Source organism: Burkholderia sp. RF7-non_BP4 (genome assembly GCF_001521935.1).
Taxonomy (GTDB): domain Bacteria; phylum Pseudomonadota; class Gammaproteobacteria; order Burkholderiales; family Burkholderiaceae; genus Burkholderia; species Burkholderia diffusa.
This window is the reverse complement of sequence record NZ_LOTA01000077.1, coordinates 19,995-36,246: the sequence shown is the minus strand read 5'-3', so window position 1 is coordinate 36,246 and position 16,252 is coordinate 19,995. Positions and strand designations below refer to the sequence as shown.

The 16,252-nt window shown below is 68.4% G+C and carries 14 protein-coding genes; 9 read left to right on the top strand and 5 right to left on the bottom strand.

Translation table 11 applies throughout. From position 1 onward, the window contains the following. Positions 1 to 17: 17 nt before the first annotated feature. A complete protein-coding gene (locus WS49_RS23735) occupies positions 18 to 1,202 on the bottom strand; it encodes a M20 aminoacylase family protein (RefSeq protein WP_059533868.1) in 1,185 nt (394 codons plus the stop codon). A 180-nt stretch (positions 1,203 to 1,382) separates the two neighbouring features. On the opposite strand from WS49_RS23735, the gene WS49_RS23730 reads away from it, so the two are divergent. Further along, positions 1,383 to 2,285 carry a LysR substrate-binding domain-containing protein gene (locus tag WS49_RS23730; RefSeq protein WP_059533866.1) on the top strand — a complete coding sequence of 301 codons (903 nt, stop codon included), beginning with the start codon at positions 1,383 to 1,385 and terminating at the stop codon, positions 2,283 to 2,285. 177 nt (positions 2,286 to 2,462) lie between these two features. Then, the gene (ppnP, locus tag WS49_RS23725; RefSeq protein ID WP_006478890.1) at positions 2,463 to 2,783 is read left to right on the top strand and encodes a pyrimidine/purine nucleoside phosphorylase; all 321 of its coding nucleotides are present in this window, start codon (positions 2,463 to 2,465) and stop codon (positions 2,781 to 2,783) included. Positions 2,784 to 2,895: 112 nt separating this feature from the next. Here the strand turns inward: ppnP and WS49_RS23720 are convergent, their stop codons facing one another. From WS49_RS23720 to WS49_RS23705, 4 genes are all read right to left on the bottom strand, one after another. After that, positions 2,896 to 3,228: a hypothetical protein gene (locus tag WS49_RS23720; RefSeq protein WP_175909541.1), complete on the bottom strand. Its 333-nt coding sequence runs from the start codon at positions 3,226 to 3,228 to the stop codon at positions 2,896 to 2,898. A gap of 422 nt (positions 3,229 to 3,650) precedes the next feature. Next, a complete protein-coding gene (locus tag WS49_RS23715; protein WP_059533864.1) occupies positions 3,651 to 5,438 on the bottom strand; it encodes a chloride channel protein in 1,788 nt (595 codons plus the stop codon). Between the two features lie 30 nt (positions 5,439 to 5,468). Further along, positions 5,469 to 5,882 carry a MarR family winged helix-turn-helix transcriptional regulator gene (locus tag WS49_RS23710; protein WP_059533862.1) on the bottom strand — a complete coding sequence of 138 codons (414 nt, stop codon included), beginning with the start codon at positions 5,880 to 5,882 and terminating at the stop codon, positions 5,469 to 5,471. A 102-nt stretch (positions 5,883 to 5,984) separates the two neighbouring features. After that, on the bottom strand, positions 5,985 to 7,160 hold the full coding sequence (locus tag WS49_RS23705) for an HPP family protein (protein ID WP_059533860.1): 1,176 nt from the start codon (positions 7,158 to 7,160) through the stop codon (positions 5,985 to 5,987). 365 nt (positions 7,161 to 7,525) lie between these two features. Between WS49_RS23705 and WS49_RS23700 the strand changes: the two genes are divergently transcribed. The 7 genes from WS49_RS23700 (at position 7,526) to WS49_RS23670 (ending at position 15,680) form a co-directional block, all read left to right on the top strand. Next, positions 7,526 to 8,494, top strand: coding sequence for a LysR family transcriptional regulator (locus WS49_RS23700; RefSeq protein WP_059533858.1), 969 nt, complete (start codon positions 7,526 to 7,528; stop codon positions 8,492 to 8,494). Between the two features lie 183 nt (positions 8,495 to 8,677). Further along, positions 8,678 to 9,586 (top strand): LysR substrate-binding domain-containing protein, encoded by a 909-nt coding sequence (locus WS49_RS23695; protein WP_059533856.1) that lies wholly within the window; start codon positions 8,678 to 8,680, stop codon positions 9,584 to 9,586. Between the two features lie 220 nt (positions 9,587 to 9,806). Beyond that, positions 9,807 to 10,835 carry a TRAP transporter substrate-binding protein gene (locus tag WS49_RS23690; protein ID WP_059533854.1) on the top strand — a complete coding sequence of 343 codons (1,029 nt, stop codon included), beginning with the start codon at positions 9,807 to 9,809 and terminating at the stop codon, positions 10,833 to 10,835. A 3-nt stretch (positions 10,836 to 10,838) separates the two neighbouring features. Next, a complete protein-coding gene (locus WS49_RS23685) occupies positions 10,839 to 12,725 on the top strand; it encodes a TRAP transporter large permease (protein ID WP_059533852.1) in 1,887 nt (628 codons plus the stop codon). An 8-nt stretch (positions 12,726 to 12,733) separates the two neighbouring features. After that, the gene (locus WS49_RS23680; RefSeq protein WP_059533850.1) at positions 12,734 to 13,810 is read left to right on the top strand and encodes a LacI family DNA-binding transcriptional regulator; all 1,077 of its coding nucleotides are present in this window, start codon (positions 12,734 to 12,736) and stop codon (positions 13,808 to 13,810) included. Further along, the gene (locus tag WS49_RS23675) at positions 13,807 to 14,829 is read left to right on the top strand and encodes an NAD(P)-dependent oxidoreductase (RefSeq protein ID WP_059533848.1); all 1,023 of its coding nucleotides are present in this window, start codon (positions 13,807 to 13,809) and stop codon (positions 14,827 to 14,829) included. The genes WS49_RS23680 and WS49_RS23675 overlap by 4 nt, the downstream gene beginning before the upstream one ends. Then, the gene (locus WS49_RS23670; protein WP_059533847.1) at positions 14,826 to 15,680 is read left to right on the top strand and encodes an amidohydrolase family protein; all 855 of its coding nucleotides are present in this window, start codon (positions 14,826 to 14,828) and stop codon (positions 15,678 to 15,680) included. The genes WS49_RS23675 and WS49_RS23670 overlap by 4 nt, the downstream gene beginning before the upstream one ends. The last annotated feature ends 572 nt before the right edge of the window (positions 15,681 to 16,252 follow it).

Here is a 16,252-nt window from a genome sequence, read left to right as displayed (position 1 = left end):
TGCGTGATGAAGGGCCGTCAGGCCGCGAGCCAGCCTTCGGCGACGCGGACCCAGTAGCTCGCGCCGATCGCAAGGATGTCGTCGTTGAAGTCGTAGCCGGGGTTGTGCACCATGCAGCCGCCCTTGCTGCCGACCCCGTTGCCGATGAACGCATAGCAGCCGGGGCGCGCTTCGAGCATGAACGCGAAGTCCTCGCTGCCCATCAGCGGCGCGGCTTCGGTCTCGACGCGCTCGGCGCCGAGCATCTGGCGCGCGATGTCGGCCGCGAACGCGGTCGGTTCGGGATGGTTGACCAACACCGGGTAGCCGTAGTCGTAATCCACGTCCGCGGCGACGCCGAAGCTTTCCGCCTGGCCCTTCGCCAGCGCTTCGATGCGGCGGGCGAGCAGCGCGCGCACGTCGGCGTTCAGCGCGCGCACCGACAGCTTCATCACGACGGTTTCGGGAATGATGTTGAAGGTCTCGCCGGCCTGCACGCTGCCGACCGTGATCACGGCCGCGTGCTGCGCGTCGACCTCGCGCGCGACGATCGTCTGCAGCGCGACCATGATGCTGCCCGCGGCCGACATCGGATCGCGCGCGAAGTGCGGCATCGCGCCGTGACCGCCGACGCCGCGCAGCGTGATCGTCACGCGGTCGGCCGACGCCATCGCGGCGCCGGTGCGGAATGCCATGTCGCCGGCGGCGCGGCCCGGCATGTTGTGGATCGCGAAGATCGCATCGCACGGGAAGCGATCGAACAGGCCGTCGTCCATCATCGCTTTCGCGCCGCCGAAGTTTTCCTCGGCCGGCTGGAAGATCAGGTTCAGCGTGCCGGAGAACTGGCGCGTCGCGGCCAGGTGACGCGCCGCGCACAGCAGCATCGCGGTGTGGCCGTCGTGACCGCACGCATGCATCTTGTTCGCATGGCGGCTCGCGTAGGGCAGGCCGGTGGCCTCCGCGAGCGGCAGCGCGTCCATGTCGGCACGCAGGCCGACGGTGCGCGTGCCTTGTCCTTCGCGCAGCACGCCGACGACGCCCGTCTTGCCGATGCCGCGATGCACTTCGTAACCCCACCCGGTGAGCAGTTCGGCGACGAGATCGCTCGTCAGCGTTTCCTCGAACGCGAGCTCCGGGTGCGCATGGATGCGGCGGCGCACTTCGATGAGGTCCGGGGCGATCGCGGCGATGCCGGGGATGACGGGGTTCACGGCTTGCAGCATGGTGTCTCCTGTGGGTCCGGTGGACGTTTGACGCGCATATGACGTGGAAGGATATAAATTTCTTTTGCGCACCAGAAGCTGCTAAATTGCTTTGGTGCACACCACCGGTTGCCGCTCGGGAATACCCTGAGCCTGCATGCACCGCGCTGCACGGGGTTTCCACGAATCACGCATGCCGCCATGAAATACCATCAGCTGAAAGCGTTCGTCACCGTCGCGGACGAAGGGAGCATCCGCGCGGCCGCGCGGCGCCTGAACGTATCGCCGGCGGCGTTGACGAAGGCGGTCAAGGAACTGGAGATCGCGCTCGGCGTGTCGCTCGTCGTGCGCACCGCGCGCGGCGTGCAGCTCACGGCGTTCGGCCAGCAACTGCAGGTGCGCGCGCGGCTGATCGTCGCCGAGATGCAGCGTGCGCGCGACGACATCGAGCAGGCGCAGGGCGCGATGACGGGCTCGGTCGCGGCGGCGATCACGCCGGCCGCCGCGGTGACGATCCTGCCCGATGCGTTTCGCGCGTTCCGGCGGCGCTTTCCGGTCGCGCGCGTCAGTCTGATCGAAGGGTTTCCAGGCGTCGCGCTGCCGCGCCTGCACGACGGCTCGCTCGATTTCGCGGTGGCCGTCGTCGTGCCCGAACTGCTGGCGGCCGAGTTCGATCACGCGGAACTCTACGCGAGCCGATCATTGATCGTCGCGCGCAAGGGGCATCCGCTCGCGTCGGCCACGTCGCTCGCCGATCTCGTCGAGGCCGACTGGCTGATGAATCCGTCGCCGGAAAGCTCGACCCAGGTGCTGTTCAACTCGTTCATCGCATACGGGCTGCCGGTGCCGCAGCGGGTCGTCGAATGCCCAAGCTTCGGCCTCGCGCACAGCCTGATGACGAGCTGCGACCTGATCGCGTCGATGCCCGAACAGCTGCTGCAAGGGGAGTGGGCGCGCGACCAGCTCGCGGTGCTGCCGATCCGCGAGCGGCTGCCCGGCGTGTCCGTGCAGGTCGTCACGCGGCGCGACAGTCCGCTCACGCCGGCCGCGGCAATGCTGCTCGACTGCCTGCGCGATTCCGCGCGCCGCAAGGGGCTCAGATGAGCCGCTCGATGCGGGCCAAGCGATGCATCGGGTAGTGATCCTGATTATCGGTCGCCCGCCTCGAGTCCGTCCCGCTTGCGGCCCGCCCGCCGCGAGCCGGTATCATAGCGGCCGGCCTGCCGCCCCGGCCGGCTTCCGACAACACGCCATCCGGCATCCAGCAATCAGAGGCATCACATGACCAGTGCAACCCAATTCGACAACGTATCGGTCGTCAAGCGCGCGAACGTCTATTTCGACGGCAAGTGCGTGTCGCATACCGTGCTCTTCCCGGACGGCACGCGCAAGACGCTCGGCGTGATCCTGCCGTGCGCGCTCAACTTCGGCACGGACGCGCCCGAATTGATGGAAGTGCAGGCCGGCAAGTGCCGCGTGAAGCTCGACGGCAGCAGCGAGTGGCAAACCTACGGCGCCGGCGAATCGTTCTCGGTCCCGGGCAAGAGCCGCTTCGACATCGAAGTGCTGGAGACGCTCGACTACGTCTGCAGCTACCTGTAAGCGCGCAAGCAAGGTCGCGGCGCGTGCGCGCGGCCCATGCGCCTAAACAAAAAGCCCCGCCGAAGCGGGGCTTTTTGCATGCGGGCGGCGCAATGCCGTCCGGCAGCGGTGCTTACAGACAGGCATTGATGTCGCCGGCGGCGGCCGCATCGCCGCGCACGGCGACCCACGTCTTCGCGCCCGGATTCGGCGACGGACGAACCATCGCGGCCGCGCCGTTCGGCGGTTGCTGGCCCGGTGCGTAGACATCGGTCGCGAGGCCGTTGGCGAGCACGTTCTGCGAGATCACTTGTTGCTGCGACTTGTCGGCCCAGGTCTTGGCGATGCACGCCGAGACTTCCGGGGCGGCCTTCTGGCTTTGTCCCACGTTCTGCGCGGCCGGATCGGCCGCGTGAGCAGAAATTGCCACGGTCAATGCGATGAGCGGTAAGTATTTCACGTTCACGTTTATCTCCCTCGAGTCGTGATTGATTGAGTGGGATGCGCAGCAGAACTGCGTGCTTGTGAGATTGCATCGGACAAATGCGGTTCCGGCGATTCCGAAACAAGTTGTTAACGCGCTTGCCAAACGGCAATCCGGATGCTGTGCGTTCTGTCGCGCGGCGGCATGCGTCGTGCGTGGTCCGTATGGAGACACGGCGGCGACGTCATGCGTCGTGAGGTCGGCTCGCTGCCCTGAGGTGTGGCGGATTGACGGTCGCGGCGTGCTGCATGTGTCTGCATGTCGCGCCGCGACGCTTCTTTATTGGATGACGATGTGGAACGGCTGAATGATGGCCCCGTCGCATGCAGACCATGATGACAAACTTTCGTCCGATCGATTGTCAACGAAGTTTAAACGCCGGACGCGGCGGCGCGCGGTACGTATCAGCCGGCCTTGCGTATTCCTGCGTCGCGCAGGTTGACGGGTAGGACGGGACGGAAGCGTTCGCGCTTCTGTTCGTCGTCGAAGTGCTGGAGCGCGGGTTTGATCAAGTCGCTGCGCGACACGATGCCGATGATGCGCAGTGATTGCGGATCGTCGACGACAGGCAGGCGCTCCAGGCCGAGCATCGCGAGCCGCGATGCGACCACGCGGCACGTTTCGTGCGCCTGCGCGACGGCCGGCACGCGCCCGGCGAACGCGTTCGCGAGCACGGCGCCGGGACCGGCCTGCGCGCGTTGCGCGTCGAGCGTCGCGCGATCCACGACGCCGACGAGGCGCCCGTTCTGCACGACCGGGTATGCACGGTGCGTCTGCTTCACGCCGAAGTACTGCGACTCGACCGCATCGAGCGTCGTGGCGCCGTCGATCGCGACGAGCGCGTCGGCTGGCGTCATCACTTCGGCCACGTCGTGGCGTTCGAGCGGATCGACGCCGTATTCGCGGTAGATGTGATACCCGCGGCGCGCGATCTTTTCCGTCATGATCGAACGCTTCATCACGACGGTCGCGAAGCCGTGCGCGACGAGTGTCGCGGCGAGCAGCGGCAGCAGCGCGTTCGCGTCGTGCGTGAGGCCGAACGCGAACACGATCGCGGTCAGCGGCGCGCCGAGCGTGGCGCCGAGCGTCGCGGCCATGCAGACGAGCGGCCACAGTGCCGGATCGCCGCCGGGCAGCACCGGCGACAGCACTGTGCCGAGGCCGGCGCCGAGCATCAGCAGCGGGGCCAGCACGCCGCCCGACGTGCCGGAGCCGAGCGCGATCACCCACATCACGGCCTTCACGATCAGCAGCGCGAGCGCGATCTTCAGCGCGATGTGCTGGTGCAGCAGGTCGCCGATCACGTCGTAGCCGACGCCGAGCGCGCGCGGCTCGAGCCAGCCGCCGACGCCGATCACGATCGCACCGAGCGCGGGCCACCACATCCAGTGCACCGGCAGCTTCGCGAAGGTGTCCTCGACGCGGTACAGCGCGGCAGACAGGCTGCACGCGAGCATGCCCGACAACAGGCCCGCGACGATGCACGACAGCAGTGCGACGGGCGTCGGCGATGCGGTTGCCAACGGAAACAGCGGGTCGACGCCGAAGAACACGGCGCGGGCGAAACCGGCCACCGCGCACGCGAGCGCGACCGGCAGGAAACTGCGCGGACGCCATTCGAACAGCAGCAGTTCGACCGCGAGCAGCACGGCGGCGACCGGCGTGCCGAACACGGCGGTCATGCCGGCGGCCGCGCCCGCGACGAGCAGCGTCTTGCGCTCGGCCGCGGTCACGTGCACGCATTGCGCGATCAGCGAACCGAGCGCGCCGCCCGTCATGATGATCGGGCCTTCAGCACCGAACGGGCCGCCGCTGCCGATCACGACGCCGGACGACAGCGGCTTGAGGATCGCAACCTTCGGCGACATGCGGCTCTTGCCGAACAGGATCGCCTCGATCGCTTCGGGAATGCCGTGGCCGCGGATCTTCTCCGAACCGAAGCGCGCCATCGATCCGACGATCAGCCCGCCGATCACCGGCACGACGATCACCCATGCGCCGAGCGTGTTGTGGGCGGGCGAACGATCGGCGAACGAGAACTGCTGGAAGAAGAACAGGTTCGTGAACAGGTGGATCAGGCTCGACAGCACGAACGCCGCCAGCGTGCTGAGCACGCCGATCCCGGCAGCCAGCAACGCGATCCTGGGCAGGCGTTCGTTGGTCGAGAAATCGCGTTTGTGTGGTGCGTTCATCGGAGTAGGGGAAGGTCGGTAAAGCCTGGGTCAGAAATCGATCTGCGGAACCTGGAACGTGCCCTTGAGCGATTTCAGTTCCGTGCGGTGCATGGCCGCGAGACGGGCGAGCAGCGTCTCGCCGGCTTCTTCGAGATGGACCTCGACTTGCCGGCGGTCGGCTTCGCTCGTCTTGCGCTTTACGAGCCCGAGCGCCTCGCAGCGCGTCACCAGCGCGACGACGCCGTGATGCTGCGCCTGCAGGCGTTCGGCGAGTTCGCCGATGGTGGCCCATTCGCGATGCGGGTAGCCCTTGATGTGCAGCAGCAGCAGATATTGCAGCGGCGTCACGCCTTCGCTTTGCGCGGCGCGTTCGGAGAAGCGCTCGAAGCGGCGCATCTGGTAGCGGAACTCGGACAGTTGCTGGAAATCGCCTTTGGTCAGCGCGCGTCGGGTATCGGTCATTGCGGTCGGTCGGGCAGCAGTTTCGGTAGCGCCAAATATATCACAACATGATATAAATGGACGATTTTCAGCGAAATGGAGCATATTTTCTGTTCGTCTGCGTTACGCGGCCTCGAGCATCCGCGTCTGCTGGTACAGGCCCGTGACGAGATCCGTCTGCGTAATGATGCCGACGAGCCGTTGCGATGCGTCGACGACCGGGATGTGGTGGTGGCCCGAATGCGTAAACAGCGGCACCAGCGCCGTGATCGGCAGGGTCTGCGGCACGGACGCGACGTCGCGGGTCATCACGGTGGCGACGCTGGGCGGCCGGCCGCCGAACGACTGCGGCAGGCGCGCGGCCAGCCGTTGCCACAGCGGGGCCGGGCGGCGCAGCTGGCGCGTGAGGTCGGCGCGCGTGACGATGCCGATCAGGCGATCGTCGCCGTCCACGACGGGCAGCGCCTTTACGCGATGGCGGTCGAGCAGTGTCAGCGCGGCCATGACCGACGTCGACGGCGCGACTTCGATCGCGTTCTTCGTCATCAGGTCGGCGCACGTGAGCTGGCCGAACGTGCGCGCATACGCCTGCATCTCGGTTTCGCGCAGCAGCATTTCGAGGTCGTCCGGATCGACGTCGAGCCATTCGCCGCGGCGCTTCAGCACGGCGTCGAGATCGGCGCGCGTGAAGCCGCCGCGTGCCGGCGCTGCGCTGCCGCCTTGCGGCTTCGCGTCGGGACGCACGCCGCCGTGCGGATAGCGGTGGCCCGTCAGCGCGTGGTACACGAGCGCGGCCGACAGCAGGATCGCCGATTGCAGCGCGATCGGCTCGACCACGAAGCCGAAGCCGAGCGAGCGGATCGCGGGGCCGCCGAGCACGGCCGTCAGCGCGACCGCGCCCGACGGCGGGTGCACGCAGCGCAGTACGAACATGCCGCCGATCGCGAGGGCGACCGCAACCGCGGCGGCCGTGATCGGATCGGCGATCGACTGCGCGCAGGCGACGCCGACGGTCGCCGCCACCAGATTGCCGCCGATGATCGACCACGGCTGCGCGAGCGGACTCGCGGGCACCGCGAACAGCAGCACCGCCGACGCCCCCATCGGCGCGACGAGCAGCGGCACGAGGCCCGGCACGCCGGGCAGCAGCCGCATCGTGACGCCGACCGTCGCGATGCCGACGAGCGCGCCCGCGCACGAGCGCATGCGCTCGCGCCAGCCGAGCGTCATCGGATGGGGAATGAAGCTGTGCAGCCATTGGCGGAATGTGCGGCGCGACGGGGAGGAACCTGACGACATGGACGATAAGCGGTAGAAAGGGCGACGCGGATGACGCAGCGCAAGGAAGGCGCAAATTATATCGCGTTGTGATACAAATTGTCGCGCCGCATCAATACGTTGCGGGCGTGCGACGTATTCGTCTTGCAAAAACCTTTCATCCGATGAAAGCCTGGAGGCGCGGCGATCGCGCAAATTTGCCTGCGGCGGCGTACAATTCGGGCCACCGAATCCCCCGATATGCCACAACCACGCACGCGATGCCCGCTCTCCCGCCCGTTCCCCGGCATGGTGATCGCTTGCGTGTGGTTCGCGCGCCCGCCCCGATTCCCGTCTGACGCGAGCGCCGCCGACGTTCCTCCACCGATACTCCCCAAGTCAATTCAATGGACATGCTCGAAAACATGCGCCTGTTCGTGCGCGTTGTCGAAGCCGGCAGTTTCACCGCGGTCGCCAAAGAAATCGATGCGACCACCGCGCAGGTGTCGCGCGCGGTGTCGAATCTCGAAGCTCACGTACAGACGCGGCTGCTGCATCGCACGACGCGCCATCTCGGCCTCACCGAAAGCGGCGAGCGCTACTTCGAGCGTGCGAAATCGATCCTCGCCGAATTCGACTACGCGAACGCCGAGGCACGCAACGCGCTCCTGCGGCCGAGCGGCAAGATGCGCATCCATGCGATGACGGGGCTCGGGCAGAGTCATGTCGTCTCGTCGATCGTGCGCTATCAGGAAGACAACCCGGACGTGTCGATCGAGCTGACGCTCGCGCAGCGGATGCCGAATCTCGTCGAGGAAGGCTACGACGTGTCGATCGTGACCGCGTCGCAGCTGCCCGATTCCGGCTACGTCGCGCAGACTTGCGGAACGAGTTGCAGCGTGCTGGTTGCATCGCGCGAATACCTGGCGCGGCATGGCACGCCGACCACGCCCGATGATCTGCCGAACCACGTGTGCCTGCGCCTCGATACGCCCGCATCGCCGGCCAGCGAGTGGCGGCTCGAGCGCGGCGACGACGAGGAAACGGTGTACGAGCTGCAGCCGGCGCCGTTCCAGGTCAACGTGCCGGATGCGTTGTGCGTCGCAGTGCGGGCAGGGCGCGGCATCGCGTGCGTCGCGCTGTACACCGTGCTCGACGACATCCGCGAAGGGCGGCTGATTCGCGTGCTGCCCGAATACCGGCTGCAGACGGTCAGCGTGTATGCCGTCTATGCGACGCGCCGCTATCTCGACGCGAAGATCCGCACCTTCCTCGACCATCTGCGCACGACGCTCACGCCCGCGCTGGAGAACGACCTGCGCGAACTCGACCGGCTCGCGGTCGCGCCGACGCCGGGCGCGCGCCAGCGCGCGTGATGCCGCCGCCGGGCGTCATGCGTGCCGCGTGATCCGAATGCGGTCGAAGCGGCCGGCGAGCGATGGTCATGGAGGTCTCGGTCGGCGTGCGCGGCGCAGGCCGCGCATCGGCTGCAATCGAGTATGGGAATCGTATCGATATCGGTCTAACATCAAGACGCGATCGATTGATTCAAGATTTGAATGATTGAACTGAACCAGCTTCGCTGCTTCGTCGCCGTGGCCGAGGAACTGCATTTCGGCCGTGCGGCCAGGCGGCTCTTCATGACGCAGCCGCCGCTCAGCCGGCAGATCCAGTTGCTCGAACATGCGCTCGGCATCGCGCTGCTCGAACGCAGCAGCCGGCAGGTCAGACTGACCGCGGCCGGCGAGCGCTTCTTGCGCGATGCGCGGCACATCCTCGAATTTTCCGCGCGGGCCGAGCAGGCCGCGCAACGCGTCGCGCACGGCGAGGCTGGCCGCATCACGCTCGGCTTCACGGCCGTCAGCGCATACCGGATGATTCCGGAGCTGCTCGCGCATGCGGCGCACGCGCTGCCGGACGTCGATGTCGAGCTGCGCGAAATGGTGTCGACTGTGCAAATCGACGCGCTCGCGTCGCGCATGCTCGACGCGGGCTTCGTGCGCCAGCGCGCGGCGCGCCATCCGCTCGAATACCGGCTCGTGCAGCGCGAGCCGATGCTCGTCGCGGTCGCGCAGGGCGCGCCGCTGGCCGCGTACGAGCAGATCGGCCCGGACGAGCTCGACCGGCAGCCGTTCATCGCGTATTCGCCGAACGAGGGCAAGTACTTCCACGACATGATCTCGGGGATGTTCGCCAGCGCGGGGCGCTTGCCGAATTACCTGCATTACGTCGGGCAGACGCATACGATCCTCGGCCTGGTGCGTGCCGGGCTGGGTGCCGCGCTGGTGCCGGCGTCGGCGCGGGAGCTGCATGTGGACGGCGTGGTGTTCCGGCCGCTCGCGGGCGTCGACGTGGCGGCCGAGCTGTATCTCGCGTGGCGCGCGGACAACGACAATCCGGCGCTGCCGGTGTTCAACGCGATGGTCGGGCAGTTTCTGACGGACGATGCGGACGGCGTCGCCGTTTAGAAAAAGTCAGTTGTCTGACGATATCCGCCGGCCCGCCTGACGTGCGCCACGGGCCGGAAAGGCCGAAATGCGGCGACGCCGCATGGCACTTCGGCCCGAAATTCCCACCTGCCCGTCACGGGAAAACCCTCATTTCTCGCTCATCGGTCGTCGTATTACTGTATCGATACACTAAATCGATACAGTCACGTCAGAAGACGCGATTGGAAAGGAGACGGCCATGACTACCTTCACCCGGCGGCGCTTTCTGCAAACGGCATCCGCCGCCACGTTCGCGGTCGCGGGCGGCTTGCCGGAAATCGGTCGCGCGGCGCAGGCCGTGACGCTGCGCTGCTCGTCGTCGATGCCGGCCGATCAGAACGCCGCGCACTACGTGTGGTACGAGCGCCTCGCGGCGAACCTGAAGGCGAGCGTCGGCGACGCGATCCGGGTCGACTACTTTCCGAACAGCCAGCTCGGCAAGGAGAGCGACGTCGCGCAGCAGGTGAAGATCGGCGCGATCGACATGATGATCGCGGGCTCGTCGATCTGGGCCACGGTCGCGCCGGAGCTCGGCATGCTCGATCTCGGCTACCTGTTCGACAGCTATGCGCACGTCGCGAAGGTGCTCGACGGCCAGGTCGGCACCAGCCTGAACGCGCTGCTGCAAAAGCGCGCGGGCTGCTCCGTGTTGACGTGGGGTTCGCACTTCGGCGGGCGCTGCGTGTTCACGAAGCAGCCGGTGACGGCGCTGCAGGGCGTGAAGGGCACGAAGCTGCGCGTGCTGCCGACGCCTGCCTTCATGGACACCTTCAAGGTGATGGGCGCGGTGCCGACGCCGATTCCGTTCGGCGAGCTCTACATGGCTGTGCAGACGGGCGTCGTCGACGGGCTCGAGCACGATCCGGCCACCGTGCTCGCGAGCCGCTTCGACGAGATCGTCAAGTCGTGCTGGCAATCGCACCACGTGTTCGCGGCGATGACCGTCGTGATGGGGCGGCGCGCGCTCGAGCGGATTCCGGCGAACCTGCGCCCGGCGTTCGACCGCGCGGTGGCCGACGCGACCGCGCAGCAGCGCGCGATCGCGGCGCAGAAGGCCGAGCAGGCGGAGGCGGCGCTGAAGCAGCACGGGATGACGTTTCATCCGATGGCGGATGCCGAGCGCGCGGCGCTGCGGCAGGCGATGCACGATCGCCTCTACATGGCATTCGCGAAGCAGTATCCGGCCACCGCGCCGCTGTTTCCGGCGATCGCCGCCGCGCGGGGTTGATCGATGGATACCGGTTCCGTTTCGAGCGTCGTGCCGGCCGTCGCGTCAGGCCGTCCCGTGCGCGCCGCCGCCCGCGCGCTGGATGCGGCGATGCGCTGGATCGAATACATGTCGGCCGCCGTGCTGGCCGTCGACGTGCTGGTCGTATTCGTGTCGGTCGTCTTCCGTTATTTCCTGCACGATCCGGTCGACTGGGCCGAGGAGGTCGCGAGCGCGCTGATGATCGTGCTGGTGTTCTTCGGCGCGGCGACGGTGCTCGGCCGCAGCGAGCACGTCGGCATCGACCTGTTCCGCGGCTGGCTGCCGGCACGCTGGCAGGGCGCGCTCGTGCAGATCGGGCACTGGATCGTCGCGGCGGTGTCGCTGAACCTGCTGGCGTCGTCGTGGCAGTTGCTCGGCGACTCGTACGATCAGTTGACGACCGGCGGCCTGCCGGGCTGGATCAACGTGTATCCGATGATGTTCGGCGCGCTGTTCATGAGCGTGTTCGCGCTCGCGAACGCGCTGAACGCGCCGCGCCGCCGCGTGCTCGGCACGCTGGCCTGCTGCGCGGTGCTCGCGGGCGCCGTGTACGGCTGGAACGCGCTGCGGCCCGAACACGCGATCGCGCCGGGGGCGCTGCTGGTCGCCGGCTTCGTCGGCGGGCTCGTGCTGGGCGTGCCGATCGGCTTCGTGCTCGCGTTTTCGGCGTTGCTGTACTTTCTCGCCGATCCGACGCTGCCGTTGCTCGTCTACTCGCAGCAGGTGATGGCCGGTGCCGATCACTTCGTGCTGCTCGCCGTGCCGTTCTTCGTGCTGGCCGGCTTGCTGATGGAGTCGAACGGGATGTCCGCGCGGCTCGTCGAATTGTTGCTGCGGATCTTCGGGCGCGTGCGCGGCGGGCTCGGGCTGATCGTGATCTTCGCGACGGCGTGCTTTTCCGGCGTGTCGGGTTCGAAGCTGGCCGACATCGCGGCGGTAGGCGGCGTCGTGATGCCGGCCGTGCGCCGCGCGCGGCAGGATCCCGACGAAACCGCGGCGCTGCTCGCGTGCAGCGCGGTGATGGCCGAGACGATTCCGCCGTGCGTGAACATGATCATCATGGGCTTCGTCGCGAGCATCTCGATCGCGGGGCTGTTCGTCGCCGGGATCGTGCCGGCGGCCGTGCTCGCCGCGTCGCTCGCGGTCGTGACCGTGATCTGCGGACGCCGGATCGACATCGACGCGGTGTTCGTCGAACGCCGCGCGTGGCTGCCGCTCGCCGGCGGCGCGCTCGTCGCGCTGATCATGGTCGCGATGATCGGCAAGGGCGTGACGTCGGGCATCGCGACGTCGACGGAAGTGTCGGCGTTCGCGGTGGTCTATGCGCTGGTGGTCGGCTGGGCGGCGTTCCGCGAGCTGACCTGGCGCTCGGTCGGCCGCGTGTTCGTCCGTGCGGCGTCGATGGCGAGCGGTATCCTGTTCATCGTCGCGGCGGCGTCGAGCGTGTCGTTCGCGCTGTCGATCGAGCAGATTCCCGCGCTCGTCTCGGGCACAATGACGGCGTTTGCCCATCAGTACGGCTCGACGGCGTTCCTGTTGCTGGCGGCGCTGCTGATGATCGTGTTCGGCGCCGTGCTCGAAGGCGCGCCCGCGCTGATCATCTTCGGGCCGCTGCTCGCGCCGATCGCGCTGCAGCTCGGCATCAACCCGCTGCATTTCGGCACGGTCGTGGTGGTGGCGATGGGGCTCGGCTTGTTCGCGCCGCCCGTCGGGCTCGGGCTGTTCACGACCTGCGCGATCACGGGGACCGAGGTCGCGCGCGTGGCGCGGCCGATGGTGAAATACCTGCTGGTGCTGTCGGTCGCCCTCGTGGCGCTGATCTTCGCACCGGCGTTTTCGTTGTGGCTGCCGGCCCGTTTCGGCCTGTAGCCCGTTCATTGCAAGACGACATGAGTACGATTCAGGACGTGGCCCGTCATGCGGCTGTTTCGGTCAGCACGGTTTCGAACGTGCTCAACGGCCGCACCGATCAGATGAAGCCGGAGACGCTCGAACGCGTGAAGGCGTCGATGGATGCGCTGCAGTACCGGCCGAGCACGCTCGCGCGCCAGCTCAAGACGGGGCAGACGCCGCTCGTCGGGTTGCTGGTGCCGTCGATGGCGAATCCGATGTACGGCTACATCGCGCGCGAGATCGAGGCTTGCGCGCAGGAGCAGTACGGCCATCGCGTGCTGATCGGCAACACGTACCGCGACGCGGGCAAGGAGGCGTCGTTCTTCGACGACCTGTTCGCGCACGGCGTGCGGCGCGTGATCGTGATCTCGTCGCTCGCCGACGAAAGCCACCTCGAACGCGCGGCCGAACGCGGGATGACGGTCGTCAGCTACGACCGCCGCGCGACGCCCGGCGAGCAATCGAAGGTCGATCACGTGACCGCCGACAACGAGGCGGCCGCGCGGCTCGCGACCGCCTGTCTCGTCGCCGCGGGCCATACGCGGCTCGCGTTCGCGACGGTGGCCGGCGTCACCGTGAGCCGCAGCGACAAGATTCGCGGCTTTCTCGCGGCTGCGCGCGACGCGGGCGCCGATGCGCAAGTGCTCGACGGCGGTCCGGCGAACGAATATGGCGACGCGGTGATCGTCGAGGTCGGACGCGCGCTGGGCGCCGCGCTCGCGGCCGATCCGGCGCGGCCGACCGGCATCGTCGCGGTCAACGACCTGTTCGCGCTGGGCCTGATGGCCGGGCTGCGCGACGGCGGGTTGCGCGTGCCGGACGACGTATCGGTCGTCGGGATGGATGGTCACTTCCTGTCGGCGATCTCGTGGCCCGCGCTGACCACGGTGCAGCTGCCCGTCACGGACATGGCCGCGGAAATGGTGCGGCGCGTGATGCGGCACGACGGCGACCCGTCGGAGCCCGGGCAGTGCGTGTTCCCGGGCGTCACGCTCGTCGAGCGCGCGTCGGTCGCGCCGCCGCCGCCACGTACGGTCGAATCGGACGGAGCCCCCGCATGACGCGCGTCTACGTGACCCATCCGTCCGGGATGCTCGATTACTACTTCGGCGCGAAGGCGCTGCGCGCGCTGCGGGCGATCGCGGACGTCACGTGCAATCCGCTCGATCGCGAGCTCGGCACGGACGAGCTGATCGCCGCCGCCCAGGGATGCGACGCGATGATCGCGTACCGGCAGACGCCGGCACCGCGCGCGCTGTTCGCGGGGCTGCCCGCGCTCGCCGCGTTCCTGCGCTGCGCGGTCGACATTCGTACCGTCGACGTCGACGCGGCGAGCGAATTCGGCGTGCTGGTCACGCAGGCGAGCCCCGGTTTCGGGCCGGCCGTCGCGGAGTGGGTGATCGGCGCGATGATCGACCTCGCGCGCGGTATCGGCGCGTACGCCGATGCGTACCACCGCGGCACGCCGCCGCTGCCGCGGATGGGCCGCGAATTGCGCGGCGGCACGCTGGGCGTGGTCGGCTATGGACAGATCGCGCGCCATCTCGCGCCGATCGCGACGGCGTTCGGGATGCGCGTGCTCGTGTGCGATCCGTACGTGCGGGTCGACACGCCGTCGATCGAACAGGTCGACCGCGCGACCTTGCTGCGCGACGCGGATTACGTCGTGTGCCTCGCGCCGGCGACGCCCGCCACCGCGAACCTGTTCGATGCGGGCGCGTTCGCCGCGATGAAGCCGGGCGCGTGCTTCGTCAATGCGTCGCGCGGCGAGCTCGTCGACGAGCAGGCGCTGGCCGACGCGCTCGACAGCGGCCGGCTGGCCGGTTGCGCGCTCGATGTCGGCCGCGCGACGGACCAGATGCCGACGCCCGCACTCGCCGCGCATCCGCGCGTGGTCGCCACGCCGCATATCGGCGGACTGACGCGGCCGGCGGTCGAGCACCAGGCACTGGAGACGGTCGAACAACTCGCCGCGCTGCTCGACGCACGCGTGCCGAACGGCGCGGTCAACGCCGCGCACGCGACGCGGCTCGCACGCTGGCGATCGGCCGACGCATCCGCCGCGCCGGGCGCACGATGACGCACGACCGCCCCGGCGCACGGCCGTCGCCCGCCTGCGATTGCCATATTCATATTTACGACGATGCGTATCCGCTCGCACCGACGGCGACGTTCCGCCCGCCGCATGCGCCGGTGGACGCGTATCGCCGCGTGCAGCGGGCGCTCGGCCTCGCGCGCGTGGTCGTCGTGCAGCCGACCGGTTACGGGTTCGACAACCGCTGCACGCTCGATGCGCTGGCCGCGCTCGGCCCGCAGGCGCGTGGCGTCGCGACGTTGCCCGTCGACGTGCCGGACGCCGAACTCGAGCGGCTGCACGCAAGAGGCATCCGCGGTGTGCGGTTCATGACGCTGTCGGGCGGCGTCGCGCGATGGGACGAGCTCGAGCGGATGGCCACGCGGATCGCGCCGCTCGGCTGGCACATCGACCTGCAGCTCGACGGCCGGACGCTGCCCGACGTCGAGTCGATGCTGACGTCGTTGCCGGCGCATGTCGTCGTCGATCACACGGGCAAGTTCCTGACGCCGGTGACGCCGGATGCGCCGGCGTTCGTCGCATTGCGGCGCCTGCTGGACCGCGGCCACGTTTGGGTGAAGCTGTCCGCGCCTTACGAGACTTCGCGATCCGGTGCGCCCGGTTACGACGACGTCGCACGCCTTGCCGCCGTGCTCGCGCGCGAGCATTCGGCGCGCTGCGTGTGGGGTAGCAACTGGCCGCATCCGAACGCGTCGCCGGTGCCCGACGATGCGCACCTGCTCGGCTGGTTGCACGCCTGCGCGGTGGACGAGGCGGTCGGCCGCGCGATGCTCGTCGACAATCCGGCCGTGCTGTACGGGTTCGATGCGGACGCCGCGATCGGCGCCGAGACGTAACATCCCGGCGGCCGGCCGCGGGCCGCGTTTCGATCGACGTCGATTTCGACCGAGCGCGACGCGTCGCGGCGTCGGCAACATCCTTACCGTTCGGAAAGCTGACGCGCCGCGCACGCTTTCGATTGCGAAAGGGCAACGCACCGCGCCGACCGCTTGACGCTGCATGCCGCTCGGCGCAGGATACGTGCGTGCATTTGGAGCGGGGCGCGCTGGCCGCGCGCTCCCGCATCAGCGACGCGCACAAGAACAACGATGAGCCTTCACGCACTCGTACCGGAATCCCGGCGCCGCAGCCACCGGCCTGCCGGAATCACGATTTTCCCGACGCCCGTCGCGTCACGTATCCGTCATCCCGTTTCGTACCGTGCATCGGTACACTTTTCCGTTCGCGCGCCGGCCGCGACGATGAGCGGTGCCGATCGGCGCCGCCGCGGCGCGCGTCAGCCTGTCGCGCCCGAATACCGTATCGCGCATGACGCTTACACCGGCGTCTCGTGACGCCGCCGCCACGCGTTCACGCATCGTGCCGTCGACCGTCCCGCGCGCGCGGCGGCACCGGAGTCCGAAGCATT

Excerpts from the sequence above, each read along its gene's own strand:
- WS49_RS23695 (WP_059533856.1), top strand. The coding sequence starts at position 8,678 with ATGATTGAACTGAACCAGCTTCGCTGCTTCGTCGCCGTGGCCGAGGAA.
- WS49_RS23690 (WP_059533854.1), top strand. The coding sequence starts at position 9,807 with ATGACTACCTTCACCCGGCGGCGCTTTCTGCAAACGGCATCCGCCGCC.
- WS49_RS23715 (WP_059533864.1), bottom strand. The coding sequence starts at position 5,438 with ATGAACGCACCACACAAACGCGATTTCTCGACCAACGAACGCCTGCCC.
- WS49_RS23675 (WP_059533848.1), top strand. The coding sequence starts at position 13,807 with ATGACGCGCGTCTACGTGACCCATCCGTCCGGGATGCTCGATTACTAC.
- WS49_RS23670 (WP_059533847.1), top strand. The coding sequence starts at position 14,826 with ATGACGCACGACCGCCCCGGCGCACGGCCGTCGCCCGCCTGCGATTGC.
- WS49_RS23730 (WP_059533866.1), top strand. The coding sequence starts at position 1,383 with ATGAAATACCATCAGCTGAAAGCGTTCGTCACCGTCGCGGACGAAGGG.
- WS49_RS23710 (WP_059533862.1), bottom strand. The coding sequence starts at position 5,882 with ATGACCGATACCCGACGCGCGCTGACCAAAGGCGATTTCCAGCAACTG.
- WS49_RS23700 (WP_059533858.1), top strand. The coding sequence starts at position 7,526 with ATGGACATGCTCGAAAACATGCGCCTGTTCGTGCGCGTTGTCGAAGCC.
- WS49_RS23685 (WP_059533852.1), top strand. The coding sequence starts at position 10,839 with ATGGATACCGGTTCCGTTTCGAGCGTCGTGCCGGCCGTCGCGTCAGGC.
- ppnP (WP_006478890.1), top strand. The coding sequence starts at position 2,463 with ATGACCAGTGCAACCCAATTCGACAACGTATCGGTCGTCAAGCGCGCG.
- WS49_RS23705 (WP_059533860.1), bottom strand. The coding sequence starts at position 7,160 with ATGTCGTCAGGTTCCTCCCCGTCGCGCCGCACATTCCGCCAATGGCTG.
- WS49_RS23735 (WP_059533868.1), bottom strand. The coding sequence starts at position 1,202 with ATGCTGCAAGCCGTGAACCCCGTCATCCCCGGCATCGCCGCGATCGCC.